Here is a 26,427-nt window from a genome sequence, read left to right as displayed (position 1 = left end):
AATGTATCCGGTTACCGGGCGCATGCAAGAATGGCCAGCCGCAAACGTCCGTTCTTCACGGGCTGGAGAATCGGTTTCCACGTCTCGTGAGATTGCTCTATGCGGCCTTGCCGAAGAACTCGCGTTCCTGCGCTTGTCCGATCAGCCGGAGCCGGCCCAGATTGCGCAGCAGCCGCCGCGGCCGCTTCATTGCCTCGCGGCTCAGGAAATATTTCACCAGCAGGCTCGGCGCCTGGCTGTGCGAGCCCTTGTGGGCGACGCGGTAGACGGCGCCGGGAAACGGCAGCGCCGCCAGCGGCGTGCCGCGCTCGGCGAGGATGTCGGCGATGCGGACGTGACTGCCCAGCATGGATTTGATCCAGTCGAGCGAGGCATCCTCGAACCGGTCGGGAACGCCGTAAAGATCCGCGCGGACGATCAGCGAGGTTCCGCACACACGGTCGAATCCGTCGTATTCGAGCAGGATCTTGCCGCCATCGTCCCAGATATAGCCGCGTTCGATGGTCCATCCGTTCGCCTCGGGGTCGTCCGCCACGTGCTGGACGATGCGAGAGCTGACGAAGTCGTCGTCGTCGACGATCATGAAATAGCGACTGTCCGGCGCGGCGAGCATGCCCATGAGCACGCGGCGCCCCTTGTCGGCGCGAAACGCCTCATACACCTCGTCGAGACTGGCCGCGCCCATCTCGTGCATGTCGTTGGGCGGGAAGTCGACGCGCACCACATCGAAGCCGTCCGGCAGGTCGGGAAGATCCGCACCCTGGTTCGCCACGACGAGACCGCGCCAGTCGCCATTGGTCTGGTTCGAGATCGATCTGACGGTCTGGGCCAGGTTCGTCCGGAGAAGATCCCAATCACGGGCATTGTCCTGATGGCGCACCGGAACGATGAAGGTAAGCAGTGTCATGAAATTCAGCCTCTGCAGACGGCGCGTTATTGGACCGGCTGCCCGGTCAGTTTGGCGAACAGGCGGCGCATCGGCGATTGCGCCGAATATCTGCCCCTGTTCGCATGGGGGAAGGGCTGGCGGGGGATTTCGCGGCCCAGGAAATCGCAAAGCTCCTTCCAGCCGCAGCCGTCTTCCCAGTCGACAACAAGTAGATCGTCGGGACGATCGCGAAAGTAGCGTTTCACGTCGTCATTGTGCCTTTGGTAGCGTTCGACAAGCTGCGCTTTGGTCACGTCAGGAAACGGCAGACCGTACAATGTCTCGCGGATCCTGTTCGTCTCGTCGGAGGCGATTCCCTTGTTGGCCAACATATTGGTGTAGCTGCCGATCCACTTGTCGGCATCCCGCACCGTCAGAACGAAGCGGCTACCGGGAAAGGCCCGGTCCAGTTCGCGATACAGGATGATCCAGGGCCAATCCTCGAACGACTCCTTTTGTTCCGCCCGGGCCATGATTGCCGACAGGTCGCCCTTGCGAATGCCTTCGACGAGGCTCAGATCCTGGCTTTGGTGGTCGTAGCCCAGGATCGTGAAGCAATGACCGAGCGTCGTCGTTCCGGTCTTCGCCCAACCTATTCCGATGATCTTGGACATCCTCCTTGTCCTCCATTTGCATCGTGTTGGAATTACGCCGCGGCATTATGCTCCTGCACCAGACGCCGCGCCTGCACCCCGCCCGCCCCTTCACGCACCGGCTTCATGTGCGGCCTGGCTGCGCGCCCAATCGATCGCGTCGTCGAATGACGTTGCCCTGTGCGACAGCGCCGTTCCGCCCGAGAATGCGTCCATGAAGCGCCGCACCTTGCCGTAACTGTTGTCGAGTACGGCATGCGGCCGCCCGAGCAGCAGAGCGCAGATGTGAACGTGCAGCCGGTCGGTCACGATGGCCCGCCCGCGCGAGATCTGCCGGATGCCGCGCCGGAGCCTCGCCTTGGCCGCCGCGTCGAACTTGGCCTGCTTGATACGCTCCGCATCCAGGGATGCGGCAGCCTTCGCCACGCCGAGCGCCTTGGCGATGCGGATGCCGGTGCGCGATTCGGTGATCCAGTCCTCCACCGGGACATCGCGGTAGGCCGTCAGGTCGTATTGCGCCGCCTTTTCCTGGTCCGTGCGCAGCATTGCCAGCACGGGGACGCGCGGCGCGGACAACGGCTCGATCGGACCGATGTGGAAGGCCATGTCGGGACAAAGCCGCACCTGGCAATCGAAGTGCTTTTCTGCGAATTCTTTCGACGGCTCGTCGCGCACCAGCAGCACGAAATTCTTGTGGCGCGCAATTGCGCGCGCCATACGGTCGGCATGCTCCATCGACCTGTAATGTATGGACTGCGGAAACTGCACGACCGGACGGCCCGGCCAACGCTCCAGAATGCTCTCGCGCAGTTCCTGGTGCGCCGGCCAGATGTCGCCGAACGTCCCGCCCCCGGTGATGAGGATAGGCCCGGACGGCATCGCCTCGTCGAGCGCGTCATGGGAAAAGTCGTGCAACGCCGACATGTAGGACGGCGTCTTGTTGAACTGCGATGAAAGATAGGCCATCTGGCCCAGCCAGATCGCCGAATCGCCGACATTGCGATAGTTCGGGAAGTCGACCATCGCCACCGGTTCGTCGCCGGAGATACAGTCTTTCAGGCAATCGCGAATCGTGCCTTGCAGGCTGGAGATCAAATCCAAATGTGATGGTGGGGGCATTTCTCGTAAACGGGTTGGCTGGTCGGATTGGCTGGACATGGCAACACTCACGCGTGGCGAAATTTGGTAACGACCCTGTTCATGATCTTCAGGATCTCCGTTTCGGGTCCGTCTGGCCGTTTCATCAACAGCCAGAGCACAAGGCTCGATCCGCAATAGAGCGCCGCCCCCAGCGCAACGAGGATCGCAAGGTGAAGCGCGAGTTCGGCACTGCCGGCCGTTTGCGGCAGATAGGCCGACGCCAAGGACACGCCTGCCGCCATGACGGCGACGCTGGCCAGTGCGCGTATGTTCACCCAAAGCTGTTTCATCACCGTGACGCCGGTGAAGCGGCGCACGAGCAGCATGTTGATGAATGCGCCGACCAGCCCGGTGAATACGCGGCCGATGACGATGCCGTGCAGCCCGTAGAGCATCAGCCCGATGACCATGACGGGCACCCGCACGAGCAGCATCTGGGCGCTGCGTATGAACAGCATCCGCGTCTCCCCCTTGGCCATGCCGAGCGGCTGGACGAGCGAGCCCAGCGTCTGCAGGGCGAAGACGGAGGAAAGCGCCTGGATGATGAAGATTATGGGCAACCATTTCTCGCCCAGCGCCAATCTGACGAGCGGATCCGCGACGACCGCAACCCCGATGCCGGCCGGCAGCGCGACGGCGGTGACCAGCGCCTGGGCGCGCTGGTAAGCCGCGGCAAGGCGCGGCGCGTCGTCGCGAATGCTGGCGAAGCCGGGATAGATCGTCAGGGTGAGCGGCGCGGTCGTCTCGCGGGTCGCCATCATCGAGAGATTGCTGCCGAAGGAATAGTAGCCGAGCGCCGGCGCGCCGAGCATCTTGCCGACAAGCAGGTAGTCGAAGCGCCAGTTGAGCGTATTGACGATCTGGCCCGCCGTGAGCCACGCCGAGAAGGAAAAGAATTCCCTCATGTGCCGAAAGGTGATCCTGGGCCGGAACGGCAGCACCAGATAGGAAACGGCGACATTCGTCGCCTGGGTCACGAGCGTTCCGACCACGAGCGCCCAATAGCTGTGATAGATCATCGCAATCGCCAGCGAAGCGATGAAGCCGGCGAGCTTCTGTGAGACGCTGACGATGAATTCCTGCCAGAAGATCAGCCGGCGCTGAAAGGTGATCAGGCGCGGATTGGTCAGGCCGCTCAACAGCATGCTGAAGCCCAAGGCAAGCATGACGCCGAACAATTCGGGCTGTTCGAACACCACGGATGCCGGATAGGCGCAAACGGCAAAGAGCAGGCAGAGGATCAAGCCGCGTGCGGCGTTGAGCGTCCAGGCGGCGCTGAAATGCGATTCCTCGGGCGCCTTGTGACGAATCAGCGCCTGGGCGAGCGACAGTTCGGTGACGGTCGAGACGATCATGAGGATCGTCATGCCCAGCGCAACGATACCGAAATCGGACGGCGCCAGATACCAGGCCAGTATGATTGTGCTCAAGGCGCCCAGCCCGTTCACGATCGCTCGCGACAGGCCCAGCCACATGCTTCCCTTGATCAGCCGCCCGGTGATGCTGGTCATGTTGCCAATCGGGCAATGGCGGTGCGCCGCGAACAAGCCGGGCGACGTGCCGCCTGGAAAGCGGGTCTTGCGAATGCAACAATCGTCAAAGCGGGGTCCGCCGATGCCAAATCTTACTCCACTGAGAACTGGCAGCACCGGCAACCAGTCATTCCCGCGCCTGTTGGCCCGCGCCTGTTGGCCCGCGCCTGTTGGCCCGCGCCTGTTGGCCCGCGCCTGTTGGAAAGTGCTTGCCATCAGGTCGGCGGCCGAAGCCGAGGCAATCTAGATGCGCCCATGCTGCACTGCAATAGACGCCCAATCACGGTTGGTTTCAAGCATAAGGCCAACGCGAGAATGATCGCCGGATCGGCACACCGGCGATGCACGGCCGTCATTGCGTTCGGGTCGGCGCGCACGTTCACCTCGCCAACGAAAAAAGGCGGCCGAAGCCGCCTTTTAAGCAATTTCTGATCCGACGGCCGCCTATTCGGTGGCGTTCTCCGCCGTTGCGGCTGCGTTTTCTGCCGCAGCCTTCTCGGCTGCCAGAGCCTCGGCCGCTGCCACCTTCTCAGCCTCCAGACGCGCCTTTTCGGCGGCCAGCGCCTCGCGCTCGGCTTCGTTCAGCTTGCGCGCACGCACGCCGGTGTTCTCCGAGATACGTGCCGACTTGCCGCGCCGGCCGCGCATGTAATAGAGCTTGGCACGCCGCACCTTGCCGCGGCGCACGACCTCGACGCCCTCGACGAGCGGCGAATAGACCGGGAACACGCGCTCCACGCCCTCGCCGTAGGAAATCTTGCGCACGGTGAAGTTCTCGTGCAGACCGGCGCCAGAGCGCGCGATGCACACGCCTTCATAGGCCTGGATGCGGGTGCGCTTGCCTTCGGTGACGCGCACCTGAACGCGCACCGTGTCGCCGGGAGAGAATTCCGGCAGCTTGCGCTGCGCTTCGATCTTGGCGGCCTGCTCGGCCTCGAGCTGACGGATGATGTCCATCGCTTCAAACCTCTTCTTGCTTCTCGACAGCCAGAGCGCCCGACGCTCGCCTGCAGTTCCTGGACCGCTGGGCTATGCCGCACCACCCGGACGGGCGACGAGGCAGGGACGATTGCACCGCATTTGTTGACGGTTTCAAAAGGCCGATCATTCGGCTTCGCGCGGGCACTTACACGCTTTTGCCGCCTTTGTCACCTGCTCGCGGAGAAATTCGCCGACAGTCTCGGCCTGGCCCAACGATCCGCGCGCGTTGCGCCCCTTGCCTAAGTCACGGTGACTGTCTAAACGCCGGGCTCTCTTCTTCACGCATCCTTCCAGTCCATCTCCACCACACTATCGTGACACTCCTCGCGGCCAGTCTCCTCTTCCTCGCCGGTTTCCTTTCCGGCGCCATCAATGCCGTCGCCGGCGGCGGCACCTTCATCTCGTTCGGCGCGCTGAGCCTTATCGGCGTCGCGCCCATTTCGGCCAATGCCTCCTCTTCGATCGCCCAGATACCCGGCTATATCACGTCGACGATCGCCTATTGGCGCGACATTGCCGGCATGTGGCGCGGCGCACTTCTCCTATGTGGACTTTCCGCCCTCGGCGCCCTGATGGGCGCGCTCGTTCTGCTGGCGCTCGACAATCCCTCCTTCCGCGCCATGGTGCCATGGCTCCTGATTGCCGCGACGGCGCTCTTTGCCGCCGGCCCGTGGCTGAAGCCGAAACCGCGCGACGAAGCCGGCCCGGTCCATGCAATCACCGGCCGGATCGTCCAGTTCCTCACCGCCGTCTATGGCGGTTTCTTCGGCGCCGGCATGGGCATCATGATGCTGGCGACGCTCGGCATCACCGAACGTGGCGATTACCACCGTCTCAATGCGCTGAAGAATATGCTGTCGATCGTCATCGCCGCGGTCGCCATTACCGTCTTCGTCTCCGGCGGCGTGGTTGCCTGGCGCGAGGTTGCCTTCATCGTGCCCGGCGTCGCCTGCGGCGGCTATACCGGTGTCTGGGCGGCCAGACGGGTGCCGCAGACGGTGGTGCGCGGCTTCGTCGTGGCCTTCGGCCTCTTCCTGGCCGGATACTACACGGTGACCGGCTGAGCTTATACGGTCATCGAGACGACGGGTCGCCCCGGTGCAGGAGATCGGGACGGCGCTGCGCGGTCAATTCGCGCGCCTTTTCGCGCCGCCATTCGGCGATCTTGGCATGATTGCCCGAGGTCAGAACCTCGGGGATGGAGCGGCCTTCGAATTCCTGCGGCCGCGTGTAATGGGGATGCTCGAGCAGGCCGCTTTCGAAGCTTTCCTCCTCGCCCGAGACCGCATTGCCCATCACGCCGGGCAACAGCCTGACGACCGCGTCGAGCAGCACCAGTGCGGCCGGCTCGCCGCCCGAAAGGATGTAGTCGCCGATCGAGATTTCCTCCAGATCGCGCGTCTCGATGACCCGCTGGTCGACGCCCTCGAAACGCCCGCACACGATCACCGCTCCCGGTCCCTCGGCGAACTGGCGCACGCGCGCCTGGGTCAGCGGCCGGCCGCGCGGGCTCATCAGCAGCTTCGGCCGCGTGTCGCCGGCCGGCGCGGCGTGATCGATGGCACGCGCCAGGACATCGGCCCGCATGACCATGCCGGCTCCGCCGCCCGCCGGCGTATCGTCGACGCTGCGGTGGCGGTCGGTGGCGAAATCCCGGATCTGGTGCGTCTCCAGCGACCAGTCGCCGCGCTCCAGCGCCCGCCCGGCAAGCGACAGGCCCAGGGCGCCCGGAAACATCTCCGGATAAAGCGTGAGCACTGAAGCGCGAAAGCTCATCGAGCGCCTTTCCCCGGGCCGGCACCGGCACCGGTTTCCTCGTCCTCGTCATCGAGCAGGCCGGCCGCCTTTCGATCAATGATGAGCCTGCCCGCCGCAATGTCGATCGTCGGAACGGCAGCCCGCGTGAACGGCACGAGCACGCTCGCGCGTCCCGCGCCCACGATCTCCACGATGTCGCCGCCGCCGAAGTTCTGCACCGCCTTGACCTTGCCGACAAGCGCGCCCGTCTCGTCGAGCACGTCGAGGCCGACCAGATCGGCATGGTAGAACTCCTCCTCGTCGAGTTCTTCCGGCAAGGCCGCGCGCTCGACGAACAGCCGCGTGCCGTTGAGCGCTTCGGCCGCATTGCGGTCATCGACCCCTTCGAAACGCACGACCACAACGTCCTTTTGCGCCCGGATCTGCGCGATGACGAAAACCCGGCCATTCTCGCTCAAAAGCGGGCCGTAATCGCCGAGCGCCAGCGGATCGTCGGTGAACGACTTCACCCGCACCTCGCCGCGTATGCCGTGCGCGGCGCCGATCACGCCCATCTCGACCGGATTGTCTGGTTTTGTCATCGCTCTGCTCTATTGCGGTCGGGCCATTATATCAATCGCGCCCATTCACCTGACGCTAACCGTCGCGGGCGACAATTGTACCGCGACAGGGAGACATTCGGCACGTGGCCAAACCGTCGACTGAAAAATTCCTCATTCCCGGCAAGCCCGATCTTCTTGCCGCGCGCCAAGACTGGCTGGCCGGCCTTGCCGGCGCGCGCCGGCTGGCGGCCAACACGCTTGAAGCCTATGAGCGCGACACGCGGCAGTTTCTGCAGTTCCTGACCGGCCATCGCGGCGGACCGCCCGGCCTGTCCGACATCGCCGATCTGCGCGCGGCGGACCTGCGCGCCTTTCTCGCCTGGCGGCGCGGCGACGGCGCAGGCGCCCGCACCCTTGGGCGCGGATTGGCCGCCATCCGCTCCTTTCTGCGGCATCTGGAGCGCCAAGGGGTTGCCAACGCGGCCGGGGCCACCGCGCTCGCCTCGCCCAAACAGCCGAAATCGCTGCCGCGGCCGCTGACCGCCGAGGATGCAAGGCGCGTCGTGTCGAACGACGAGCAGACCGCCGAGGAACCCTGGATCGCGGCGCGCAACGCCGCCGTGCTGACGCTGCTTTACGGCTGCGGCCTGCGCATTTCCGAAGCGCTCGGCCTGACGCCGGGCCTGTTCGACGCAGGCGCCGGCGAGACATTGCGCATCGCCGGCAAGGGCGGCAAGACCAGGCTCGTGCCGCTGCTGCCCGTGGCGCGTCAAGCGGTGGCCGAGTACCGGCGCCTGTGCCCGTGGCGCCTGGAAAGCGGCACGCCGCTTTTTCGCGGCGCGCGCGGCGGCCCGCTCGCCGCGGCCATCGTCCAGCGCGAGATGCGCCGGCTGCGCTCGGCGCTCGATTTGCCCGATTCGGCCACGCCGCACGCGCTGCGTCATTCCTTCGCCACCCATCTGCTCGGGCGCGGCGGCGATCTGCGCACCATCCAGGAACTGCTCGGCCATGCCAGCCTGTCGACGACGCAGGTCTATACCGGCGTCGACACCGAGCGCCTGCTCGACGTCTATCAGGCAGCCCACCCGCGGGCCTGAAACGCACCAAACTTCACGCGCGGATTAACGGTTTCGCCGCTTTTTCACGCTATCATTGCAGCATGTACGACCATCGCATCCACGCACCGACGCACGATATCGGCGAACCGGCGACGACGCTCGCCCTCAGGGTCCTCGCAGTCCTCAACACGCTCTTCTTCCTGGGCTTCCTGCTGGTTGCCTCATTGGCGGCTTCGAACGCCCATGCGGCCGACGGCGAATGCACCGGCGAAGACCTTGTCTCGCAGTTGGAGCGCAACGATCCCGACGCGCTCGCCGCCATTCACGCCGAGGCCGCAGCGACCCCCAACGGGCGCGGGCTCTTGTGGAAGGTCGAGAAGGCCGGCACTGAGCCTTCCTGGCTCTTCGGCACCATGCATATGACCGATCCGCGAGTGACCCAGTTGCCCGAGGAGGCGGGCGCTGCATTCGAGGCGTCGAAGACCGTCGTCGTGGAAACGACCGAGATCCTCGACCAGAAAGCCATGATGGCGGCGATGATGAAGCATCCCGAGCTCACCATGTATACGGGTGACGAGACGCTGTTTTCGCGCCTTTCGGCGGCGGACAGAGAGCTCGTCGAACAAGCCCTGGAAGCGCGCGGCGTGCCGCCGGCAAGCGTTCAGCGCATGAAGCCGTGGATGCTCACGGCACTCGTCACCCTGCCGGCCTGCGAACTCGCCCGCAAGGCCGAGGGCGCCGCCATTCTCGACGCCAAGCTGGCCAGGCAGGCCAAGCAGCAGGGCAAGTCGCTCGCCGGGCTCGAAACGGCCGTTGGCCAATTGCAGGCCATGGCGTCGCTGCCGATGGAGTTCCACATCGAAGGCCTCGTCGACACGCTCAGGCTCGGCGGACGGATGGACGATGTGATGGAGACGATGATCCGGCTCTACGCCGCCGGCGAGATCGGCATGATATGGCCGCTTTTCCGTTCCGTCCTGCCGAACGAGGAGACCGACGGTCCCGGCTATGCGGCGTTCGAGGAGCGCCTGATCAAGGCGCGCAACCGAACCATGGCCGAAAACGCCGCACCGCTGATCGACAAGGGCGGCGCCTTCATCGCCGTCGGCGCGCTGCATCTGCCGGGCGAGGAGGGCCTGGTGGAAGTCCTGCGCCGCCAAGGCTATTCCGTGTCCCCCGGCACCTGACAGGTTGCGGCCGGCAAGGCGCGTTCACGCAAAGCGTGATTTGGCGCGGCGCCGAGGCTCTGCTAGCCTTTCGGCGTTCGCCTTTCGTCGATCCATCGATCCTGAAACGGGGATCCTGAAAAGGGAATGTCGGCATGAAACATCTGCTCATCCTTGCGGGGGCGCTCGGATTGTCGCTTTCTGCCGCTCAGGCATGCGACTTTCACAAGACGGCGCACGGAGAGAAGAACATGTCGGTTGCCAGCAGCGATGTTGAACCGATCTCCACGCCCGACAAGAGCTTGACGACGGCTTCGATCGTCAAACCGGATTCGGAACGCCCGGCTGAAGCACCGGACGACTGACAGCAATAACTTCCAGGGGTGCGCCCGGCCTTCGAGCCGGGCACTTTTTTGCGCTGCGGCAGCCGCGCGAGGGCCTGCCGCGACTGAAAGGCGCGGAATCACGGACAAAGAAGGGCGGACTTCACTCGTGATGCAACCACGCTGGCAGCGACACATTTCCCGTGTTGCTGCCGTGGGGTGTGATGCGCCAGAATCCGCACACTGCATGGAGATCGTGATGACTGACCACGACAGGAAGCCCGACCCCGTGGGCCTGGGCAATCCGCATGAACCGCCGGCCTCTGTCCGGCGGAAGCCTGCTCTCCGTCGAGGCCGCAGCCTGAACGGCGCGGCCGTGGCGCTGGTGCTCGTCGTTCTCGGCGTGCTTGCCTTTGCCCTTCTCGGCGGCCCCGGCCCTGAACGGGAGCCACAGGTTCAGGCTCAGGCCCCCGCACAGAGCGACCATCGCATGACGACGGGATCGATCGAGCGGGAGGCACAGCCCGGCGAGCAGGCGATACCGCCGCTCGACCTCAACGATCCGGCAGAGCCCGTCCAGCCGGCGCCGGCGAACTGAACCGGTTCCCTCTCGCTGCACCATGCTGTGAAAGACCGCACCACCGCTGGAAGGGTGCGGTCTTTTCGCTTTGGCATCGCCGGCGGCAGTGGCCGACAGTCGGCCTCACATGTGGATCGGCTTGGCGAAAGTGGCGAGTGCTGCCTCCTTGACCGCTTCCGACATGGTCGGGTGCGCGTGGCAGGTACGCGCCAGATCCTCCGAAGACCCGCCGAACTCCATCAGCACCGCCGCCTCGTGGATCATCTCGCCGGCGCCGAAGCCGACGATGTGGACACCCAGAACACGGTCGGTCTTCTTGTCGGCAAGCACCTTGACGAAGCCGTCCGTATGCAGCGAGGCGCGCGCCCGGCCATTGGCCGAGAAGGGGAACTTGCCGGACGTGTATTCCACGCCGTCCTTCTTCAGCTCCTCCTCCGTCTTGCCGACGGATGCGACTTCCGGGCTCGTATAGACCACGCTCGGGATGACGTCGTAATTCACATGGCCCGCCTGGCCGGCGAGGATCTCGGCCACGGCCACGCCCTCGTCCTCCGCCTTGTGCGCCAGCATAGGGCCGGCGATCACGTCGCCGATGGCGTAGATGCCTTCCACTGACGTGCGGAAATTGCTGTCCGTCTTCACGCGGCCGCGATCGTCGAGCAGGATGCCGGCTTCCTCGCAACCCAACGCCTCCGTGAATGGCTTGCGCCCCGTGGCGACCAGCACGACATCGGTCTCGACGGATTCCGCATCGCCTCCCTTGACCGGCTCGAAAGTCACCTTGGCGCCCTTCTTGGTCTTTTCGACCCCGGTCACCTTGGAGCCCAGCTTGAAGTCGATCTCCTGCTTGGCCAGCATGCGCTGGAACTGCTTGGCGACCTCGCCGTCCATGCCGCCGAGGATCGTGTCGAGGAATTCGACGACGGTCACCTTCGTGCCGAGCCGCGACCAGACCGAGCCGAGTTCGAGGCCGATGACCCCGCCGCCGACGACGACCATGCTGCCGGGCACTTTTTCGAAATCGAGCGCGCCGGTCGACGACACGATGACCTTTTCGTCAAACGTCAGCTCGACACCGGGGATGCCGGCGACATCGGAGCCGGTCGCGATCACGATGTTCTTGGTCTCGATCTCTTCCGTCGTGCCGTCATCCTTCGTCACGACGACCTTGCCCTTGCCGGCGATCTTGCCGGTGCCGTGAAAGCCATCGATCTTGTTCTTCTTGAACAGGAAATCGAGCCCCTTGGTGTTCTGCTCGACCGTCTGCGTCTTGTGGGCCAGCATCTGCTTGAGATTGAGCTTCGGCTTGCCCACCTCGACGCCCAGCGCGGCGATGGAATGGCCGGCCTCGGCAAAGACTTCCGAGGCGTGAAGCAGCGCCTTGGAGGGAATGCAGCCGACATTGACGCAGGTGCCGCCATAGGTGGCGCGCTTCTCCACCACCGCCGTCTTCAGACCGAGCTGCGCAGCCTTGATGGCGCAGACATATCCGCCCGGTCCGCCTCCGATCACGACAACATCATACGCCATGCTTCATTCCTTTCAGTTCCGTTCTGGATCGGCGCCTATTCCTGGCAGCCGCTCAATTGAAATACATCCCATGGAAGGCGGTCCAATCCGCCCTCCGCGTAAAGACGCGAGTTGCCGACGGCCGGGCCGAGATCGGCCAACAGCAGTCGTTCGGCCGCCGGCTTGCCCCGAGACGGCAGCGGTCCGATTTCCCCCTTGTCATCCACTCCATAAAGGGCGCCCTGCCAGATGATGCAGGCGTCGAGCTCCGCCCCCGTTGCGTCGCCGTGCGGGCAATCCTGCGCGACCAGACCGTAAGACCGGCCGCCCGCCTGTTCATGCCGGATGACGCTTCCGTCGAGAACGATGCCTTGACCCAGAAGGAGCCTGAACGCCGCCATCTCGGCTCCGCCGCGCATGGCGGGGCGGAAGTCGATCGCCGCGTCTCCATGTGGCTGCGAATAGACGGCCAGCTCTTGCGGGCAGGCGGCATGTGCAGCCGCGGGGAGACATGCGCCGAGGAGAACGGCCGTTCCTGTGATGATGTGTCTGACGCCGCGCCCCACCGCGATCACCCCTTCTTCAGCGGCGCGTTGAAAGCCCAGACATGGCCGAACGGGTCGCGCACCCTGCCATAGCGCGCGCCCCAGAACTGGTCGGCCACCGGCATCGTCGCCGCCGCGCCTTCCGACACGGCGCGCCCAACGATCGCATCGACCTCTTGCGGCGTCGCCAGATTGACGTTGATCGCCAGTCCGGCGCCGCCCCGGGTGACGGGCGACAGGACGTCGGGCGAAAATTCGGGAAACTCGTCGTGCAGCATGATCTCGGTGCCGAAGAGCGAAAGATTGGCATGCAGCACGCGCTCCTGGTCCTCGGCCATCTGCTCGAAGTTCTCGACCGCGCCGAACGCCTTTTCATACCAGGCGATCGCCGCCTTGCCGCCCTTGACGCACAGATGGACCTGGACGGGTGGGACATTGGGTTCGAAGGCCATGTCTGATCTCCTTCGTTCCGCGACCGGCAGTCGTTTGCGCCTGACCGTCGGACGGTTCAGCGTTCGGTCAATGCCAGCCGCAGGCCGAAGCCGGCGAATACGCCGGCCACTGTTCGGCGCATCCACTTCATCACCGCTCCGTTCTCCAGCAACCGCGCGCCGGCCATTGCGGCGGCTGCGCCATAAAGGATGAAGACGGCAAATGTCATGACCATGAAGACGCCGCCCAGGAAAAGCATCTGCAAGACGGGAGACGGCGCCCCGGGATCGATAAATTGCGGCAGGAACGCGAGGAAGAAGACCGACAGTTTCGGGTTCAGGATGTTGATGAGGAAGCCCGTCCTGACGGTCGGCAGGAACGCGGCCGTTCCCTTGCCGCGCTTGCCGAGTTGCATCGGCCCGCTTTCCCTCAGCGTTCGCCAAGCGAGATAGAGGAGATAGGCCGCCCCGGCATAGCGCAAGGCCTGAAACAGAACGGCGCTCGTGTGCAGGATCGCCGCCAGTCCCGCGACCGAGGCGAGGATCGCCGGCAGGATGCCCAGCGTGCAGCCGAGCGCCGCGGCAACGCTCGCCCGCCGTCCGGCCGAAAGCCCCGTCATCACCGTGTAGATCACGCCGGTGCCCGGCACCAGGACGACGATCAGCGCGGTGATGAGGAAATCGGGGCTCATGAGGCAGGCCTACCCGGCGATCAGAGATCGAGCACCAGCCGCTCGGGATCCTCCAGGCTCTCCTTGACGCGCACCAGGAAGGTCACGGCTTCCTTGCCGTCGACGATGCGGTGATCGTAGGAGAGCGCCAGATACATCATCGGGCGGATCTTGATCTCGCCGGCGACGACCATCGGCCGTTCCTGGATCTTGTGCATGCCAAGGATGCCCGACTGCGGGGCGTTCAGGATCGGCGTCGACATCAGTGAGCCGTAGACGCCGCCATTGGAGATGGTGAAGGTGCCGCCCTGCATGTCGGCCATCGACAGCTTGCCGTCGCGCGCCGCCAGGCCAAGCCGGCCGATCTCTTTCTCGATCTCGGCAATGCCCATCTGGTCGGCGTCGCGCACCACCGGCACGACAAGTCCCTTGTCGGTGCCGACGGCCACGCCGACATGGCAGAAATTCTTGTAGATGATGTCGGTGCCGTCGATCTCGGCATTGACCGCCGGGATCTCCTTGAGCGCATGGGTGACCGCCTTGGTGAAGAAGCCCATGAAGCCCAGCTTCACGCCGTGCTTCTTCTCGAACAGGTCCTTGTATTTCTTGCGCAGATCCATCACCGCCGTCATGTCCACCTCGTTGAAGGTGGTCAGCATGGCGGCGGTCGCCTGCGCGTCCTTGAGGCGCCGCGCGATGGTCTGGCGCAGGCGCGTCATCTTCACGCGCTCCTCGCGCGGTTCGTCCTCGGCCGGCGACGGCGCGCGCGCCACCTTCGGCTGCTCGGCCGGCGAGGAGGCCGTGCCCCTGGCAATGGCGTCGAGCGCATCGCCCTTCAGCACCTGTCCGCGCTTGCCCGAACCATCGACCTGGTCGGCGGATATGCCGGCTTCAGACAGAAGCTTGGCGGCCGACGGGGCGGGCGGCATGTCGCCCTTGGCGGTCTTGCCTTCGCCGTCGGCCTTGGCGGGCTTTTCCGCCGCTTCCGCCGAACGCCCGGCATCACCGTCACTGCTCGCCTGAGCCACCGCGTCCTTGCCTTCCGACGGCTTCTTCGCCGCCGGCGCGCCCGAGCCTTCTGCGATCATGCCGAGAAGTGCGCCCACCTCGACGGTGTCGCCTTCCTTGACCGAGATCTCCTCCAGCGTGCCGGCAGCCGGCGCGGGCACTTCCAGCGTGACCTTGTCCGTCTCCAGCTCGACGAGCGTCTCGTCGGCCGCGACCGCCTCGCCCGCCTGCTTGAACCATTTTCCGATCGTCGCTTCTGTGACCGATTCGCCGAGGGTCGGTACGCGGATTTCGGTTGCCATTGTTCTGTTCCGTTGCCTTCTTGCTCGTACAGGCTGCAATCACTCGCCCAGCGCATCTTCGAGGAAAGCCCCGAGCTGCGCCAGATGTTTCGACATGAGGCCGGTGGCCGGCGACGCCGCCGCCGGACGTCCGGTGTAGCGCACACGCTGATGCTTGGCGTCGATATGCGCCAGCACCCATTCCAGATAGGGATCGATGAATGCCCAGGCACCCATGTTCTTGGGTTCTTCCTGACACCAGACCATCTCGGCATTGCGGAAGCGCGACAGCTCGTTGATCAGCGCCTTGGCCGGGAAGGGATAGAGCTGCTCGACGCGCAAGAGGTAGATATCGTCGATGCCGCGCTTTTCGCGCTCCTCGTAGAGGTCGTAATAGACCTTGCCCGAGCACATGACGACGCGCCGGATCTTGGAATCCTTGACGAGCTTGATCGGCTGGTCGGGAAGCTGCTGCGCATCGTCCCACAACAGGCGGTGGAAGGAGCTCTCGCCCGACATCTCGCCGAGCGTCGACACCGCGCGCTTGTGGCGCAGCAGCGATTTCGGCGTCATCAGGATCAGCGGCTTGCGGAAGTCGCGCTTCATCTGCCGGCGCAGGATGTGGAAATAGTTGGCCGGCGTGGTGACGTTTGCCACCTGCATGTTGTCTTCGGCGCACATCTGCAGCCAGCGCTCCAGGCGGGCTGAGGAATGCTCCGGTCCCTGGCCTTCATAACCGTGCGGCAGAAGGCACACGAGGCCCGACATTCTCAGCCATTTGCGCTCGCCCGACGAAATGAACTGGTCGAAAACGACCTGCGCGCCATTGGCGAAGTCGCCGAACTGCGCCTCCCACAGGACCAGCGCGCGCGGATCGGCCAGAGAATAGCCATATTCGAAGCCGAGCACCGCCTCTTCCGAAAGCATCGAATTGATGACTTCGTAATGCGCCTGGGCCGGACCCAGATTGTTGAGCGGGATGTAGCGGCTCTCGTCCTTTTGATCATAAAGCACGGTGTGACGCTGCGAGAAGGTGCCGCGTTCCGAGTCCTGGCCGGACAGCCGGATCGGATTGCCGTCGAGCAGGATCGAGCCGAAGGCCAGCGCCTCCGCCGTCGACCAGTCGATGCCCTCGCCGGAATCGATCATCTTGCGGCGATTGCCGAGGAAACGGTTGATGGTGCGGTGCGCCTCGAAATCCTCCGGCACCTCGGTCAGCTTCTTGCCGACTTCCTTCAGCGTCTTGACCGGCACGGCGGTCTTGCCGCGGCGTTGCTCGTCCTGATTGTCCGCCGTGCGCAGGCCGGTCCAGGCCCCGTCGAGCCAGTCCGCCTTGTTTGGCTTGTAGGACTGGCCGGTATCGAACTCGGCCTCCAGATTGGCCCGCCAGTCGGCTTTCATCTTCTCGAAATCGGCCTCGGTGACGAGGCCCTCACCGATCAGCTTCCTGGCGTAGATCTGCAGCGTCGTCTCGTGCTTGCGGATGCTGCGATACATGATCGGCTGCGTGAAAGCCGGCTCGTCGCCCTCATTGTGGCCGAAGCGCCGGTAGCAGAACATGTCGATGACCACCGGCTTATGGAACTTCATGCGGAATTCGGTGGCGATCTTGGCCGCGTAGACGACGGCTTCGGGATCGTCGCCGTTGACGTGGAAGATCGGCGCCTCGATCATCTTCGCCACATCGGACGGATAGGGCGAGGAGCGCGAGAAGCGCGGGTTGGTGGTGAAGCCGATCTGGTTGTTGATGATGAAATGCAGTGTGCCCGCGACCCGGTGACCACGCAGGCCCGACAGGCCGAAGCATTCGGCCACCACGCCCTGGCCGGCGAAGGCCGCATCGCCGTGGAGCAGCAGCGGCAGCACCTTGGCGCGTTCCTCCAGCGGAACGATGTCCTCGCGCTTGCGGCCCGAAATCAGGTCCTGCTTGGCGCGCGCCTTGCCCATGACGACCGGGTTGACGATCTCCAGATGCGACGGGTTGGCGGTCAGCGACAGATGCACCTTGTTGCCATCGAACTCGCGGTCGGAGGACGCGCCGAGATGGTATTTCACGTCGCCTGAGCCTTCCACGTCGTCGGGCGCGAAGGAGCCGCCCTTGAACTCGTGGAAGATGGCGCGGTGCGGCTTGGCCATGACCTGGGAGAGCACGTTGAGGCGGCCGCGATGGGCCATGCCGAACACGATCTCCTTCAACCCCAGCGAGCCGCCGCGCTTGACGATCTGCTCGAGCGCCGGGATCAGCGCCTCGCTGCCGTCGAGACCGAACCGCTTCGTGCCCTTGTACTTGACGTCGATGAACTGCTCGAAGCCTTCCGCCTCGACCAGCTTCTGCAGGATCGCCTTCTTGCCGTTCTCGGTGAAGTCGATGCCCTTGTCCGGCCCCTCGATGCGGGCCTGGATCCAGGCCTTTTCCTCCGGATTGGAGATGTGCATGAACTCGACGCCGAGCGTCGAGCAATAGGTCCGCTTGAGAATATCCAGCATCTGCCGGATGGTGGCGAATTCCAGCCCCAGGACGTTGTCGATGAAGATCAGCCGGTCATAGTCGGCCTCGGTGAATCCGTAGGTCGCCGGCGACAGCTCGTCATAGTCTTCGAGCGGCTTGGCGATGCCGAGCGGGTCGAGATTCGCATGCAGATGGCCACGCATGCGGTAGGCGCGGATCATCATGATGGCGCGTACCGAATCGCGCGTCGACTGCAGCACGTCCGTGTCCGACAGCGTGATGCCGGCAGCGCCCGCCTTGTTCTTGGTCTTCTTCTCGAAATGCTTTTCGACCTGGCCCCAGTCGCCGTCGAGAGCCGAGACGAGCTCGCCATTGGCCGCGATCGGCCAATTCGGTTTCTCCCACGACGCGCCGTCGGCGTTCTTGCGCACGATGTCGGCGTCGTCCTTCAGCGAGGCGAAGAACTCGCGCCACTCGTCGTTCACCGAAGCGGGGTCGTTCTCATAATCGGCGTAGAGCTCGTCGATATAGTGGGCGTTGCCGCCATAGAGGAATGAGGTGAGCGAAAACTGGTCGTTCGCCTGGTCTTGCCGAGACATTTTCGTTTCCGGGGTTTTGCCCCGTCTCCTTGCTTGGAGCGAGTAGCGAATAGTTATTGGCGAGTAGAGGAAAGGCAGTGCTCTCGCGCCGCTTTGATGTTTGTGAGCCCTATTCGCTATTCCCTACTCCCTATTCACTCAACCCTTGATCGCCTCGACCAGCGTCTGGCCGAGCCGCGCCGGCGATGGCGATACGCGGATGCCCGCTTCCTCCATCGCGGCGATCTTGTCTTCCGCACCGCCCTTGCCGCCGGAAATCACGGCGCCGGCATGGCCCATCGTGCGTCCGGGAGGCGCGGTGCGCCCGGCGATGAAGCCGGCCATCGGCTTCTTGCGGCCCTTCTTCGCCTCGTCCTTGAGGAACTGTGCGGCGTCTTCCTCGGCCGAACCGCCGATCTCGCCGATCATGATGATGGATTGCGTGGCGTCATCGGCCAGGAACATCTCCAGCACGTCGATGAACTCGGTGCCCTTGACCGGATCGCCGCCGATGCCGACGGCCGTCGTCTGGCCGAGGCCGGCATTGGTCGTCTGGAACACCGCCTCATAGGTCAGCGTGCCGGAGCGCGAAACGACGCCCACCGAGCCCTTCTTGAAGATGTTGCCGGGCATGATGCCGATCTTGCACTCGTCCGGCGTCAGCACGCCGGGGCAGTTGGGGCCTATGAGCCGCGACTTGGACTTGTCGAGCCTGGCTTTCACCGTGACCATGTCCATCACCGGAATGCCCTCGGTGATGCAGACGATCAGCGGGATCTCCGCCTCGATCGCCTCGATGATGGCCGCGCCGGCGCCCGCCGGCGGCACATAGATGACCGATGCGTCGGCGCCGGTCTTTTCCTTGCCTTCGGCCACCGTGGCGAAAATGGGAAGCTGCGCGCCGCTCTCGACCGAGCCCCAGGTCTCGCCACCCTTCTTGGGATGGATGCCGCCGACCATCTTGGTGCCGTTATAGGCCAGCGCCTGCTCGGTATGGAAGGTACCGGTCTTGCCGGTCAGGCCCTGGACCAGAACCTTGGTGTCTTTGTTGACGAGAATGGACATTCCTAAGTTCGCCTTTCGATCAACGATGCATGTATTTTCGAGAAAACGGGCCGCGTGTCAGACCAGCTTGAGCTTCGGCTTCGTTGGCAAGCAGCTTTCCTGCCATATCGGCTACCGACATGCCCTCCAATTCGGCCAGATACTTGATCCGTTCCATGGTTTCTTCGGACACTTCCACAACGATCTGTTTGGGTTCAGATTTTCCTGTCATGGCACTGCCCGTTGACTTTCCTACAACCGCTTCAACTCAGTTACCGTCAGTTCGCTCTCGGCATCGCCGGTGTTCAATGTCGTCGCCGGTTCGAACATCAGTACGACCGGTTCCTTTGTCAGCGACCGGGGCCGGTGCTCCAAGCCGCGCGGCACGACAATGAATTCGCCTTCGCCCATCTCCACCGCGCCGTCGCGAAAATCGATGGCGATGCGCCCGCGCAGGACGAGGAAACCCTCATCCTCGTTTTCGTGGGAATGCCAGTCGAAGACCTCGCCGAACTTGGCGAGCTTGACCTGGGCATTGTTCACATCGCCCGCGACATGGGGATCGAACACCTTATCGATGCGCCGGTCGGCGGCCTCCAAAAGGTTGATCTTCCTGGGCGGCATAGCGCTATCCTTCGCTTACTGCCTTCACGATCTTCTTGGCCGCATCGTCGAGGTCGTCGGCTGCAATGACGTTGAGCCCGCTCTCGTTGATGATCTTCTTGCCGAGCTCGACATTGGTGCCTTCCAGCCGCACGACCAGCGGCACCTTCAGACCGACTTCCTTGACCGCCGCAACGACACCCTCGGCGATCACGTCGCAGCGCATGATGCCGCCGAAGATGTTGACCAGGATGCCCTTCACGTTCGGATCGGCGGTGATGATCTTGAAGGCGGCCGTCACCTTCTCCTTCGACGCGCCGCCGCCGACATCGAGGAAATTGGCGGGCTCGGCGCCATAGAGCTTGATGATGTCCATCGTCGCCATGGCGAGACCGGCACCGTTGACCATGCAGCCGATATTGCCGTCGAGCGCCACATAGGCGAGGTCGTATTTGGAGGCCTCGATCTCCTTGGCGTCCTCTTCCGTCGTGTCGCGCAGTTCGACGATGTCGGGATGGCGGAAGAGCGCGTTGTTGTCGAACGACACCTTGGCGTCGAGCACGCGCAGACGGCCGTTCTCCATGACGATCAGCGGATTGATCTCGAGAAGGCTCATGTCCTTTTCGGTAAAGGCCTTGTAGAGTATCGGGAACAGTGCCTCGCCGTCCTTGGCCGCCTCGTCCTCGAGCTTCAGCGCCGCGTTGAGCGCCTTGACGTCGTCCGCCGTCACGCCCTTGTCGGGATCGATCGCCACCGTGACGATCTTGTCCGGCGTTTCCTCGGCCACGGTCTCGATGTCCATGCCGCCCTCGGTCGAAACCACGAAGGCGACACGGCCGACCGTGCGGTCGACGAGAATCGACAAATAGAGCTCGCGGGCGATATCGGCTCCATCCTCGATGTAGAGGCGGCCCACCTGCTTGCCCTCGGGTCCGGTCTGCTTGGTCACAAGCGTGTGGCCGAGCATCTCCTTGGCGTCGGCTGCAGCGTCCTCGATCGACTTGGCAAGCCGCACGCCGCCCTTGGCGTCGGGGCCGAGTTCCTTGAACTTGCCCTTGCCGCGGCCGCCGGCATGGATCTGGCTCTTGACCACGTAGAGCGGGCCGGGAAGCGATTTCGCCGCCTTCTCCGCCTCGTCGGCGCTCATGATCGCCACACCCTCGGCAACGGGAGCGCCGTAGCTCTTGAGGACCTGCTTGGCCTGGTATTCGTGAATGTTCATGGCTGCGCGGCTCGCTTGCTTATTTCAGGTTCGGGGCGATGTTGGCGCAGGCCTCGCACAGCCCGGCAACGGCTTCGACCGACTTGTCGAACATGGCGCGTTCCGACTTGTCGAGGTCGATCTCGATGACGCGCTCGACGCCATCGGCGCCCAGCACGGTCGGCACGCCGACATACATGTCCTTCACGCCGTATTCGCCCGACAGATGCGCCGCGCAGGGAAGAACGCGCTTCTTGTCCTTCAGGTAGCTCTCGGCCATGGCGATGGCGGAAGCGGCCGGCGCGTAGTAGGCCGAACCGGACTTCAGCAGGCCGACGATCTCCGCGCCACCGTCGCGCGTGCGCTGCACGATCTGGTCGAGCTTGTCCTGCGTCGTCCAGCCCATCTTGACGAGATCGGGCAGCGGAATGCCGGCCACCGTCGAGTAGCGCGTCAGCGGCACCATCGAGTCGCCATGCCCGCCGAGCACGAACGCCGTCACGTCCTCGACCGACACCTTGAACTCGTCGGCCAGGAAATAGCGGAAACGCGACGAATCCAGCACGCCGGCCATGCCGACCACCTTGTTCTTCGGCAGGCCGGAGAATTTCTGCAGTGCCCATACCATCGCGTCGAGCGGATTGGTGATGCAGATGACGAAGGCGTTGGGGGCATATTTCTTGATGCCGGCGCCGACCTGCTCCATCACCTTCAGATTGATGCCAAGAAGATCGTCGCGGCTCATGCCGGGCTTGCGCGGCACGCCGGCCGTCACGATGCACACATCCGCGCCCTCGATCGCCGCATAGTCGTTGGCGCCCGAGAAACCTGCATCGAAGCCGTCGACCGGCGAAGACTGCGCGATGTCGAGCCCCTTGCCCTGCGGAATGCCCTCGGCGATGTCGAACAGGACGACGTCGCCCAGTTCCTTCAAACCGACCAGGTGAGCGAGCGTTCCGCCGATCATGCCGGAACCGATGAGCGCGATCTTGTTGCGTGCCATTTTGTCTGGATTTCCCCTGCGACGATACGGGCCGAACGGGCCCCGGTGAAATGATCTGCTGTGTTTTGCGTCCCGCGTCGGGGCGCCCTTGTCTGCACTGGAATTCACCGGTGGCCATAAACCGGACCGTATTTAAATTCAACCGGTTCTTTCAGAGCGAATGAATTCAATCGTTTAAGATATTTGGGATTTACGTAAACGTAAGAAATATTCGCAGCCCGGAAACCCGATTGCCGGGCACGCCCCGGAATAGCGGGCGACCAGAGAGCGCGCAGCCTTCGGCGTCGTGCCCTTATCCGGCCGTAGCGCGCGCCGGTTCCTCTTCCTCCAAGCTTGCCAGCCAGTCCCTGCTTTGCATCTCGATAAGGCGCGAGACGGTGCGCTCGAACTCGAACGCTTCGGCGCCGATGCGCCCGCGATAAAGCCCCTGCGGCTGCGCCGCCGCGCTGGCGACGAGCCGGATGCGCTTGTCGTAAAGCGTGTCGATCAGCAGGATGAAGCGCTTTGCCTCGTTGCGGCTGGAATCGTCGAGTGTCGGGATATTCTCCAGAAAGATCGCCCGGTAGCGCTCCGCGATGGCCAGGAAGTCGCGGGCGCCATGCGGCTTCTCGCACAATTCGGCAAAGGTGAACCGCGCCGCATCGCGCGCCGCACGGCGGACGACGATGCGCCGACCCTTGACCGCGATCGCCTCCTCGCGCTCCTCGGCGCTGCCGGCATAGTCGCGCCAGGCGCGATCGAAGGCGACCGCGGTGTCCGCGTCCAGCGGCGTCAGATAGACGGGCACGCGGCCGAGCTTTTCCATCCGGTAGTCGGTGTCGCTGTCGAGCGCCACGATCTCGGCATGTCGTTCGAGCAGGCCTATGAACGGGGCGAAGAGCGGCCGGTTCAGCCCGTCCTTGTAGAGGTCCTTCGGCGCGACGTTGGACGTGGCGACCAGCACCACCCCTTCATCGAAGAGGGCCGCGAAGAGCCGCGACAGGATCATCGCGTCGGCGATGTCGGTCACCGAGAACTCGTCGAAACACAGAACCCACGCCTCGGCGGCGAGCGCCTTGGCGACCGGCGGGATCGGGTCATTGCCCTTGGCCTCGCCGGCTTTGACGGCCGCGCGGTGGCGGCCAATACGGTCATGCACGTCGGCCATGAAATCGTTGAAATGCACACGCCGCTTGCGCTTCACCGGGACGAGCCGGAAGAACAGGTCCATCAGCATCGTCTTGCCGCGCCCGACGCCGCCATGGACATAGAGGCCCTTCACCGGCGCCGGCGCGGCGCGGCGGGCGAACAGCCAGCCGAGCGCACTCGACTTGGCCGCCAGCCGCTTGGTGGCGATCTCCTCGATCAGGTGATCGAGCGCCCGCGTGACGGCGAGTTGCGCCGGATCCAACGCCACGTCGCCGCGCTCGACCAGATGCTCGTAGGCCTGGCGCACAGAGGGGAAGGGTTGCAGTCCGTCACGCAGCGACATTGGCTTGGCGGCTTTCAACACACCTTAGCGCGAGAGCGAGATCGGCTGGCCGGAGGTCGTCTGGCCGTCGAACCGTTCGGCGCTGGAGGAATAGAGCCGCGCCAGCACGCTGCCGCCCTCGTCATACAGCGAAAGCTGCTTGCCCGCGACGTTCCACGACTTCACGCCGTCGAGCGGCGGCGGACAGCGCAGCGGACCGGCACGAAAGCCCTGTCCGAATTTCGTCTGCGGCGTCGCCACCCGGCAGCTTTGGCCACCAACTTCCGCGTTCCAGACGCCGGCCACGCTGCCTGCCGTGATCTCCGGCGCCGCCGCGGCGGCCGTTTCGAACGCTTCGGCGCTGGCCGCGGGATCGGCCGCCGTCTCCGTGCCGGGCACGGTCGGGAATGAATTCGGACCCGTTGGTCCCGAGGGCTGCTGCGGCGGGGGAAGCTGGCTTGACTGAACTGACCCCGACGGGGCCGCCGTAAGCGGTGCGGGACTCCGCGAATCGAGCGACCCGAAACGCGAACTCTGGCAGCCCGAAACCGTCAGCGCCGCCAAGGCAAGGACGAGGACAGTCTGGGTTGTAAGTTTCATGCCTGTTTTCTCCGTGGGGGCGATCGGCCGTCCGGATCCGGCCTGTTTCTTGAGGGACATAATCATGGCATTGTTTTGGTCAGTTTCTCAAACCCATGGTTAACACCGTGTTGACGCGGCCATTACAAGGCCAAATCGCCGTGCCGGACGCATGACAGCGCCATTCTGGTCGATTTCATTCCATTGTTGAGATTCTGCAACGCAAAGGTCGGGTTATGGCACCAGCCAGCCTCAGATCATTGCAGCCGTGCCGCCGAAGTAATATCTTTAAACCAGCATTCCTTACCTTCGCCGAGGCTTTCATGACCGCCACAGTCACCACGAAAGGCCAGGTAACGATCCCCAAGCCGGTGCGCGATATGCTTGGGATCACTGCCGGCAGCAAAGTCGATTTCCGCCGCGCCGCCGATGGCAGCGTCATCCTGATACGTGTCGACGGCAAGCCGCCGGCAAGCCGCTTTGAGCGGCTGCGCGGTCATTCCGGCAAGGGGCTTGGCACCGACGCCATCATGGCCCTGACACGCGGCGAAACGTGACGCTTGTCGACACCAATGTGCTGCTCGACCTAGCGCGCGTTTGCTTCAAACGGAAACGTTTGAAGCAAAGATATGCGCGCCAGATCAATATGTTGGAACATGTACCTTTCGCTCAAACGATTCCGTTTGAGCGGGACATGTTCTGGTTACGAACGATCCGAACTGGGCAGATTGGTCGGTCGCACAGCTCGAGGCGGCGTTGCTTGCCGGCCCGCTTCTCATAAACGATGTCGTCTATGCCGAACTCTCGGTGCGTTATGAACGGATCGAAGATCTCGATGCGTTCGTCGCCGCCGCACGTCTCCAGTTCACGCCGATGCCTCGGGCAGCCCTCTACCTCGCCGCCAAGGTGTTTGTACGATACCGTAAGCAAGGCGGAACGCGCACCGGTGTGCTCCCGGACTTCTTCATCGGCGCACATGCGGCCGTCGCCGACGTGCCGCTGTTGACCCGCGATGTCGGCCGCTATCGCGCCTATTTCCCGAAGCTGCGCCTGATCGCACCGGGTTGATACCGGCGCGCCAATGCCTATCTCGAAAGCCATGCGCAGGCGGTCGGTGCTCAAATGGCTTGGACTTGGCGGTATCGCTGCCGCAGCGGGAGGCATGGCGATGGTTGGACGCGCAAACGGCGCAAATTCCTACTACCAGGGTCCGGCGAGCGATCATTTCGACGGCCGGATCTTCTTCAATCCGAACGGCAGCCCGCCACGTCCCTTCGGCGATTTCCTGAAATGGCAGTTCGACGGCAAGCGCGCCAAATGGCCGGCTGCATTCCCCAGTCCGCATCCGCCGGCAAGGCCCGATTTGACGCTCGATGGCGACCGGCTGCGCGTCACAATGGTCGGGCACGCCAGCCTGCTCATCCAGACGGCCGGGCTCAACCTGCTCACCGACCCGGTCTGGTCCGAGCGTGTTTCGCCCTTTTCCTTCATCGGCCCGAAACGCGTCAACGAACCCGGCATCGCCTTCGACGGACTGCCGAAGATCGACGCCGTGCTGCTCACCCACAACCACTACGACCATCTCGATATCGCCACCTTGCAGAACCTGCACGAGCGCCACGACCCTCTCCTGGTGACACCGCTCGGCAACGACGCCATCGTCAGGAAATCCGTGCCGGCCATGCGCATCGCCTGCGGCGACTGGGGCGACAGCTTCGCCCTTTCGCCCGAACTGCGCGTGCACATCGAGCCGGCGCATCACTGGTCGGCGCGCGGCACGGGCGATCGCCGCATGGCGCTGTGGTCGGCCTTTGCCGTCGAGGCGCCGGCCGGCAATGTCTACGTCGCCGGCGACACCGGCTTTCACGACGGCGTCAACTACCGCGACGCGGCGGCCAAGCATGGCGGCTTTCGTCTCGCCGTCCTGCCGATCGGCGCCTATGAGCCGCGCTGGTTCATGCAGGGTCAGCACCAGAACCCGGATGAAGCCGTGCGCGGCATGAAACTGGCCGGCGCGGCCTTTGCCGCCGGCTGTCACTGGGGAACGTTCCAGCTGACCAATGAGCCGATCGAGGAGCCGCGCGACCTGCTCCACACCGCACTCGATCTACACGGCGTGGACCGCGAACGCTTTCGCGCCATGCTGCCCGGCGAGGTCTGGGACATCCCGTCGGCGGCCGCCTGATCATCCGCTCGAGAGGAACCCTCGGCGCATTTCAGCGTTTAGTTACAATCGCAATCGCACCGAAGAGGGTCTCATGCTGAAATGGATTCTGATCCTTCTCATCGTTGCCGCCGTGGCCAGCCTGCTCGGCTTTCACTCGATATCGGGCATCGCCATGACCGGTGCGAAGCTTCTCATCGGCGTTGTGCTGGTCCTGTTCCTCCTCGTCGTCCTCGGCATCATCGCCGTCGCGTGAGCGGCAGTGCCGGCGACCAGCCGTATTTCCCCATCCCGGCAACGCCCTTGACGG

Annotated in this window: 29 protein-coding genes; 9 read left to right on the top strand and 20 right to left on the bottom strand. The window is 64.2% G+C overall.

All coding sequences use genetic code 11. The features are described from left to right. Nucleotides 1–97: 97 nt before the first annotated feature. The 5 genes from GM909_RS02155 to rplS form a co-directional block, all read right to left on the bottom strand. Complete coding sequence (locus GM909_RS02155; RefSeq protein ID WP_157014534.1) at nt 98–907, bottom strand: galactosyl transferase; 810 nt, start codon at nt 905–907, stop codon at nt 98–100. Nucleotides 908–933: 26 nt separating this feature from the next. Continuing rightward, nucleotides 934–1,542: a sulfotransferase family protein gene (locus GM909_RS02150; protein ID WP_157014533.1), complete on the bottom strand. Its 609-nt coding sequence runs from the start codon at nt 1,540–1,542 to the stop codon at nt 934–936. A gap of 90 nt (nt 1,543–1,632) precedes the next feature. Beyond that, nucleotides 1,633–2,640 carry a polysaccharide pyruvyl transferase family protein gene (locus GM909_RS02145; protein ID WP_157014594.1) on the bottom strand — a complete coding sequence of 336 codons (1,008 nt, stop codon included), beginning with the start codon at nt 2,638–2,640 and terminating at the stop codon, nt 1,633–1,635. 47 nt (nt 2,641–2,687) lie between these two features. Continuing rightward, nucleotides 2,688–4,172: a lipopolysaccharide biosynthesis protein gene (locus tag GM909_RS02140; protein ID WP_157014532.1), complete on the bottom strand. Its 1,485-nt coding sequence runs from the start codon at nt 4,170–4,172 to the stop codon at nt 2,688–2,690. Nucleotides 4,173–4,637: 465 nt separating this feature from the next. Then, the gene (gene rplS, locus GM909_RS02135) at nt 4,638–5,150 is read right to left on the bottom strand and encodes a 50S ribosomal protein L19 (RefSeq protein ID WP_157014531.1); all 513 of its coding nucleotides are present in this window, start codon (nt 5,148–5,150) and stop codon (nt 4,638–4,640) included. Between the two features lie 338 nt (nt 5,151–5,488). On the opposite strand from rplS, the gene GM909_RS02130 reads away from it, so the two are divergent. Beyond that, nucleotides 5,489–6,238 carry a sulfite exporter TauE/SafE family protein gene (locus tag GM909_RS02130; protein WP_157014530.1) on the top strand — a complete coding sequence of 250 codons (750 nt, stop codon included), beginning with the start codon at nt 5,489–5,491 and terminating at the stop codon, nt 6,236–6,238. A 10-nt stretch (nt 6,239–6,248) separates the two neighbouring features. Here GM909_RS02130 and trmD read toward each other — a convergent pair whose 3' ends face one another. Further along, nucleotides 6,249–6,950: a tRNA (guanosine(37)-N1)-methyltransferase TrmD gene (gene trmD / locus GM909_RS02125; RefSeq protein WP_157014529.1), complete on the bottom strand. Its 702-nt coding sequence runs from the start codon at nt 6,948–6,950 to the stop codon at nt 6,249–6,251. Beyond that, on the bottom strand, nt 6,947–7,513 hold the full coding sequence (gene rimM, locus GM909_RS02120; protein ID WP_157014528.1) for a ribosome maturation factor RimM: 567 nt from the start codon (nt 7,511–7,513) through the stop codon (nt 6,947–6,949). Before rimM ends, trmD begins: the two co-directional genes overlap by 4 nt. A 104-nt stretch (nt 7,514–7,617) precedes the next feature. On the opposite strand from rimM, the gene GM909_RS02115 reads away from it, so the two are divergent. The 4 genes from GM909_RS02115 (at nt 7,618) to GM909_RS02100 (ending at nt 10,619) form a co-directional block, all read left to right on the top strand. Further along, nucleotides 7,618–8,571, top strand: coding sequence for a tyrosine recombinase XerC (locus GM909_RS02115; RefSeq protein ID WP_157014527.1), 954 nt, complete (start codon nt 7,618–7,620; stop codon nt 8,569–8,571). 62 nt (nt 8,572–8,633) lie between these two features. Beyond that, complete coding sequence (locus GM909_RS02110) at nt 8,634–9,719, top strand: TraB/GumN family protein (RefSeq protein WP_157014526.1); 1,086 nt, start codon at nt 8,634–8,636, stop codon at nt 9,717–9,719. 134 nt (nt 9,720–9,853) lie between these two features. Beyond that, nucleotides 9,854–10,063 carry a hypothetical protein gene (locus tag GM909_RS02105; protein ID WP_157014525.1) on the top strand — a complete coding sequence of 70 codons (210 nt, stop codon included), beginning with the start codon at nt 9,854–9,856 and terminating at the stop codon, nt 10,061–10,063. Between the two features lie 217 nt (nt 10,064–10,280). Continuing rightward, entirely contained in the window at nt 10,281–10,619 is a 339-nt protein-coding gene (locus GM909_RS02100) for a hypothetical protein (RefSeq protein WP_157014524.1), read from the top strand. 105 nt (nt 10,620–10,724) lie between these two features. On the opposite strand, the gene lpdA is transcribed toward GM909_RS02100, so the two are convergent. The 13 genes from lpdA to GM909_RS02035 all read right to left on the bottom strand — a co-directional run bounded on the left by lpdA (nt 10,725) and on the right by GM909_RS02035 (nt 23,974). Continuing rightward, nucleotides 10,725–12,131, bottom strand: coding sequence for a dihydrolipoyl dehydrogenase (gene lpdA, locus GM909_RS02095; RefSeq protein WP_157014523.1), 1,407 nt, complete (start codon nt 12,129–12,131; stop codon nt 10,725–10,727). Nucleotides 12,132–12,166: 35 nt separating this feature from the next. Next, nucleotides 12,167–12,685 (bottom strand): hypothetical protein, encoded by a 519-nt coding sequence (locus tag GM909_RS02090; protein ID WP_157014522.1) that lies wholly within the window; start codon nt 12,683–12,685, stop codon nt 12,167–12,169. Beyond that, a complete protein-coding gene (locus tag GM909_RS02085; protein ID WP_157014521.1) occupies nt 12,682–13,107 on the bottom strand; it encodes a VOC family protein in 426 nt (141 codons plus the stop codon). Before GM909_RS02085 ends, GM909_RS02090 begins: the two co-directional genes overlap by 4 nt. 56 nt (nt 13,108–13,163) lie before the next feature. Continuing rightward, entirely contained in the window at nt 13,164–13,778 is a 615-nt protein-coding gene (locus GM909_RS02080) for a LysE family translocator (RefSeq protein WP_157014520.1), read from the bottom strand. Nucleotides 13,779–13,798: 20 nt separating this feature from the next. Beyond that, nucleotides 13,799–15,067 carry a 2-oxoglutarate dehydrogenase complex dihydrolipoyllysine-residue succinyltransferase gene (odhB, locus tag GM909_RS02075; RefSeq protein WP_157014519.1) on the bottom strand — a complete coding sequence of 423 codons (1,269 nt, stop codon included), beginning with the start codon at nt 15,065–15,067 and terminating at the stop codon, nt 13,799–13,801. 39 nt (nt 15,068–15,106) lie between these two features. Beyond that, nucleotides 15,107–18,094: a 2-oxoglutarate dehydrogenase E1 component gene (locus tag GM909_RS02070; protein WP_157014518.1), complete on the bottom strand. Its 2,988-nt coding sequence runs from the start codon at nt 18,092–18,094 to the stop codon at nt 15,107–15,109. Nucleotides 18,095–18,232: 138 nt separating this feature from the next. Further along, complete coding sequence (gene sucD, locus GM909_RS02065; protein ID WP_157014517.1) at nt 18,233–19,138, bottom strand: succinate--CoA ligase subunit alpha; 906 nt, start codon at nt 19,136–19,138, stop codon at nt 18,233–18,235. A 19-nt stretch (nt 19,139–19,157) separates the two neighbouring features. Next, on the bottom strand, nt 19,158–19,349 hold the full coding sequence (locus GM909_RS02060) for a hypothetical protein (RefSeq protein WP_157014516.1): 192 nt from the start codon (nt 19,347–19,349) through the stop codon (nt 19,158–19,160). A 20-nt stretch (nt 19,350–19,369) separates the two neighbouring features. After that, nucleotides 19,370–19,741 (bottom strand): cupin domain-containing protein, encoded by a 372-nt coding sequence (locus GM909_RS02055; protein ID WP_157014515.1) that lies wholly within the window; start codon nt 19,739–19,741, stop codon nt 19,370–19,372. Between the two features lie 4 nt (nt 19,742–19,745). Beyond that, nucleotides 19,746–20,942 carry an ADP-forming succinate--CoA ligase subunit beta gene (gene sucC, locus GM909_RS02050; RefSeq protein WP_157014514.1) on the bottom strand — a complete coding sequence of 399 codons (1,197 nt, stop codon included), beginning with the start codon at nt 20,940–20,942 and terminating at the stop codon, nt 19,746–19,748. A 19-nt stretch (nt 20,943–20,961) separates the two neighbouring features. Beyond that, entirely contained in the window at nt 20,962–21,924 is a 963-nt protein-coding gene (gene mdh, locus GM909_RS02045; RefSeq protein WP_157014513.1) for a malate dehydrogenase, read from the bottom strand. Nucleotides 21,925–22,216: 292 nt separating this feature from the next. Next, nucleotides 22,217–23,395, bottom strand: a complete 1,179-nt coding sequence (zapE, locus tag GM909_RS02040; RefSeq protein WP_157014512.1) for a cell division protein ZapE — start codon at nt 23,393–23,395, stop codon at nt 22,217–22,219. A gap of 24 nt (nt 23,396–23,419) precedes the next feature. Continuing rightward, the gene (locus GM909_RS02035; RefSeq protein WP_157014511.1) at nt 23,420–23,974 is read right to left on the bottom strand and encodes a protease inhibitor Inh/omp19 family protein; all 555 of its coding nucleotides are present in this window, start codon (nt 23,972–23,974) and stop codon (nt 23,420–23,422) included. Nucleotides 23,975–24,276: 302 nt separating this feature from the next. Between GM909_RS02035 and GM909_RS02030 the strand changes: the two genes are divergently transcribed. The 4 genes from GM909_RS02030 (at nt 24,277) to GM909_RS02015 (ending at nt 26,373) form a co-directional block, all read left to right on the top strand. Beyond that, entirely contained in the window at nt 24,277–24,510 is a 234-nt protein-coding gene (locus GM909_RS02030) for an AbrB/MazE/SpoVT family DNA-binding domain-containing protein (RefSeq protein WP_157014510.1), read from the top strand. Nucleotides 24,511–24,652: 142 nt separating this feature from the next. Then, the gene (locus GM909_RS02025) at nt 24,653–25,021 is read left to right on the top strand and encodes a type II toxin-antitoxin system VapC family toxin (RefSeq protein ID WP_157014509.1); all 369 of its coding nucleotides are present in this window, start codon (nt 24,653–24,655) and stop codon (nt 25,019–25,021) included. A 100-nt stretch (nt 25,022–25,121) separates the two neighbouring features. Beyond that, complete coding sequence (locus GM909_RS02020; protein WP_407941232.1) at nt 25,122–26,138, top strand: MBL fold metallo-hydrolase; 1,017 nt, start codon at nt 25,122–25,124, stop codon at nt 26,136–26,138. Between the two features lie 73 nt (nt 26,139–26,211). Further along, nucleotides 26,212–26,373, top strand: coding sequence for a DUF1328 family protein (locus GM909_RS02015; RefSeq protein ID WP_157014508.1), 162 nt, complete (start codon nt 26,212–26,214; stop codon nt 26,371–26,373). Nucleotides 26,374–26,427 lie beyond the last annotated feature (54 nt).

Origin of the sequence: Mesorhizobium xinjiangense (genome assembly GCF_009749525.1) — a bacterium.
Taxonomy (GTDB): Bacteria; Pseudomonadota; Alphaproteobacteria; order Rhizobiales; family Rhizobiaceae; genus Mangrovimarina; species Mangrovimarina xinjiangensis.
This window is presented reverse-complemented; position numbering and strand designations above follow the sequence as displayed.

What these genes read in the sequence shown, in the direction of transcription:
- GM909_RS02155 (WP_157014534.1), bottom strand. Translation starts at nt 907, where the DNA reads ATGACACTGCTTACCTTCATCGTTCCGGTGCGCCATCAGGACAATGCC.
- GM909_RS02150 (WP_157014533.1), bottom strand. Translation starts at nt 1,542, where the DNA reads ATGTCCAAGATCATCGGAATAGGTTGGGCGAAGACCGGAACGACGACG.
- GM909_RS02145 (WP_157014594.1), bottom strand. Translation starts at nt 2,640, where the DNA reads ATGCCCCCACCATCACATTTGGATTTGATCTCCAGCCTGCAAGGCACG.
- GM909_RS02140 (WP_157014532.1), bottom strand. Translation starts at nt 4,172, where the DNA reads ATGACCAGCATCACCGGGCGGCTGATCAAGGGAAGCATGTGGCTGGGC.
- rplS (WP_157014531.1), bottom strand. Translation starts at nt 5,150, where the DNA reads ATGGACATCATCCGTCAGCTCGAGGCCGAGCAGGCCGCCAAGATCGAA.
- trmD (WP_157014529.1), bottom strand. Translation starts at nt 6,950, where the DNA reads ATGAGCTTTCGCGCTTCAGTGCTCACGCTTTATCCGGAGATGTTTCCG.
- rimM (WP_157014528.1), bottom strand. Translation starts at nt 7,513, where the DNA reads ATGACAAAACCAGACAATCCGGTCGAGATGGGCGTGATCGGCGCCGCG.
- GM909_RS02110 (WP_157014526.1), top strand. Translation starts at nt 8,634, where the DNA reads ATGTACGACCATCGCATCCACGCACCGACGCACGATATCGGCGAACCG.
- GM909_RS02105 (WP_157014525.1), top strand. Translation starts at nt 9,854, where the DNA reads ATGAAACATCTGCTCATCCTTGCGGGGGCGCTCGGATTGTCGCTTTCT.
- GM909_RS02100 (WP_157014524.1), top strand. Translation starts at nt 10,281, where the DNA reads ATGACTGACCACGACAGGAAGCCCGACCCCGTGGGCCTGGGCAATCCG.
- lpdA (WP_157014523.1), bottom strand. Translation starts at nt 12,131, where the DNA reads ATGGCGTATGATGTTGTCGTGATCGGAGGCGGACCGGGCGGATATGTC.
- GM909_RS02085 (WP_157014521.1), bottom strand. Translation starts at nt 13,107, where the DNA reads ATGGCCTTCGAACCCAATGTCCCACCCGTCCAGGTCCATCTGTGCGTC.
- GM909_RS02080 (WP_157014520.1), bottom strand. Translation starts at nt 13,778, where the DNA reads ATGAGCCCCGATTTCCTCATCACCGCGCTGATCGTCGTCCTGGTGCCG.
- odhB (WP_157014519.1), bottom strand. Translation starts at nt 15,067, where the DNA reads ATGGCAACCGAAATCCGCGTACCGACCCTCGGCGAATCGGTCACAGAA.
- GM909_RS02070 (WP_157014518.1), bottom strand. Translation starts at nt 18,094, where the DNA reads ATGTCTCGGCAAGACCAGGCGAACGACCAGTTTTCGCTCACCTCATTC.
- sucD (WP_157014517.1), bottom strand. Translation starts at nt 19,138, where the DNA reads ATGTCCATTCTCGTCAACAAAGACACCAAGGTTCTGGTCCAGGGCCTG.
- GM909_RS02060 (WP_157014516.1), bottom strand. Translation starts at nt 19,349, where the DNA reads ATGACAGGAAAATCTGAACCCAAACAGATCGTTGTGGAAGTGTCCGAA.
- GM909_RS02055 (WP_157014515.1), bottom strand. Translation starts at nt 19,741, where the DNA reads ATGCCGCCCAGGAAGATCAACCTTTTGGAGGCCGCCGACCGGCGCATC.
- sucC (WP_157014514.1), bottom strand. Translation starts at nt 20,942, where the DNA reads ATGAACATTCACGAATACCAGGCCAAGCAGGTCCTCAAGAGCTACGGC.
- mdh (WP_157014513.1), bottom strand. Translation starts at nt 21,924, where the DNA reads ATGGCACGCAACAAGATCGCGCTCATCGGTTCCGGCATGATCGGCGGA.
- zapE (WP_157014512.1), bottom strand. Translation starts at nt 23,395, where the DNA reads ATGTCGCTGCGTGACGGACTGCAACCCTTCCCCTCTGTGCGCCAGGCC.
- GM909_RS02035 (WP_157014511.1), bottom strand. Translation starts at nt 23,974, where the DNA reads ATGAAACTTACAACCCAGACTGTCCTCGTCCTTGCCTTGGCGGCGCTG.
- GM909_RS02030 (WP_157014510.1), top strand. Translation starts at nt 24,277, where the DNA reads ATGACCGCCACAGTCACCACGAAAGGCCAGGTAACGATCCCCAAGCCG.
- GM909_RS02020 (WP_407941232.1), top strand. Translation starts at nt 25,122, where the DNA reads ATGGTTGGACGCGCAAACGGCGCAAATTCCTACTACCAGGGTCCGGCG.
- GM909_RS02015 (WP_157014508.1), top strand. Translation starts at nt 26,212, where the DNA reads ATGCTGAAATGGATTCTGATCCTTCTCATCGTTGCCGCCGTGGCCAGC.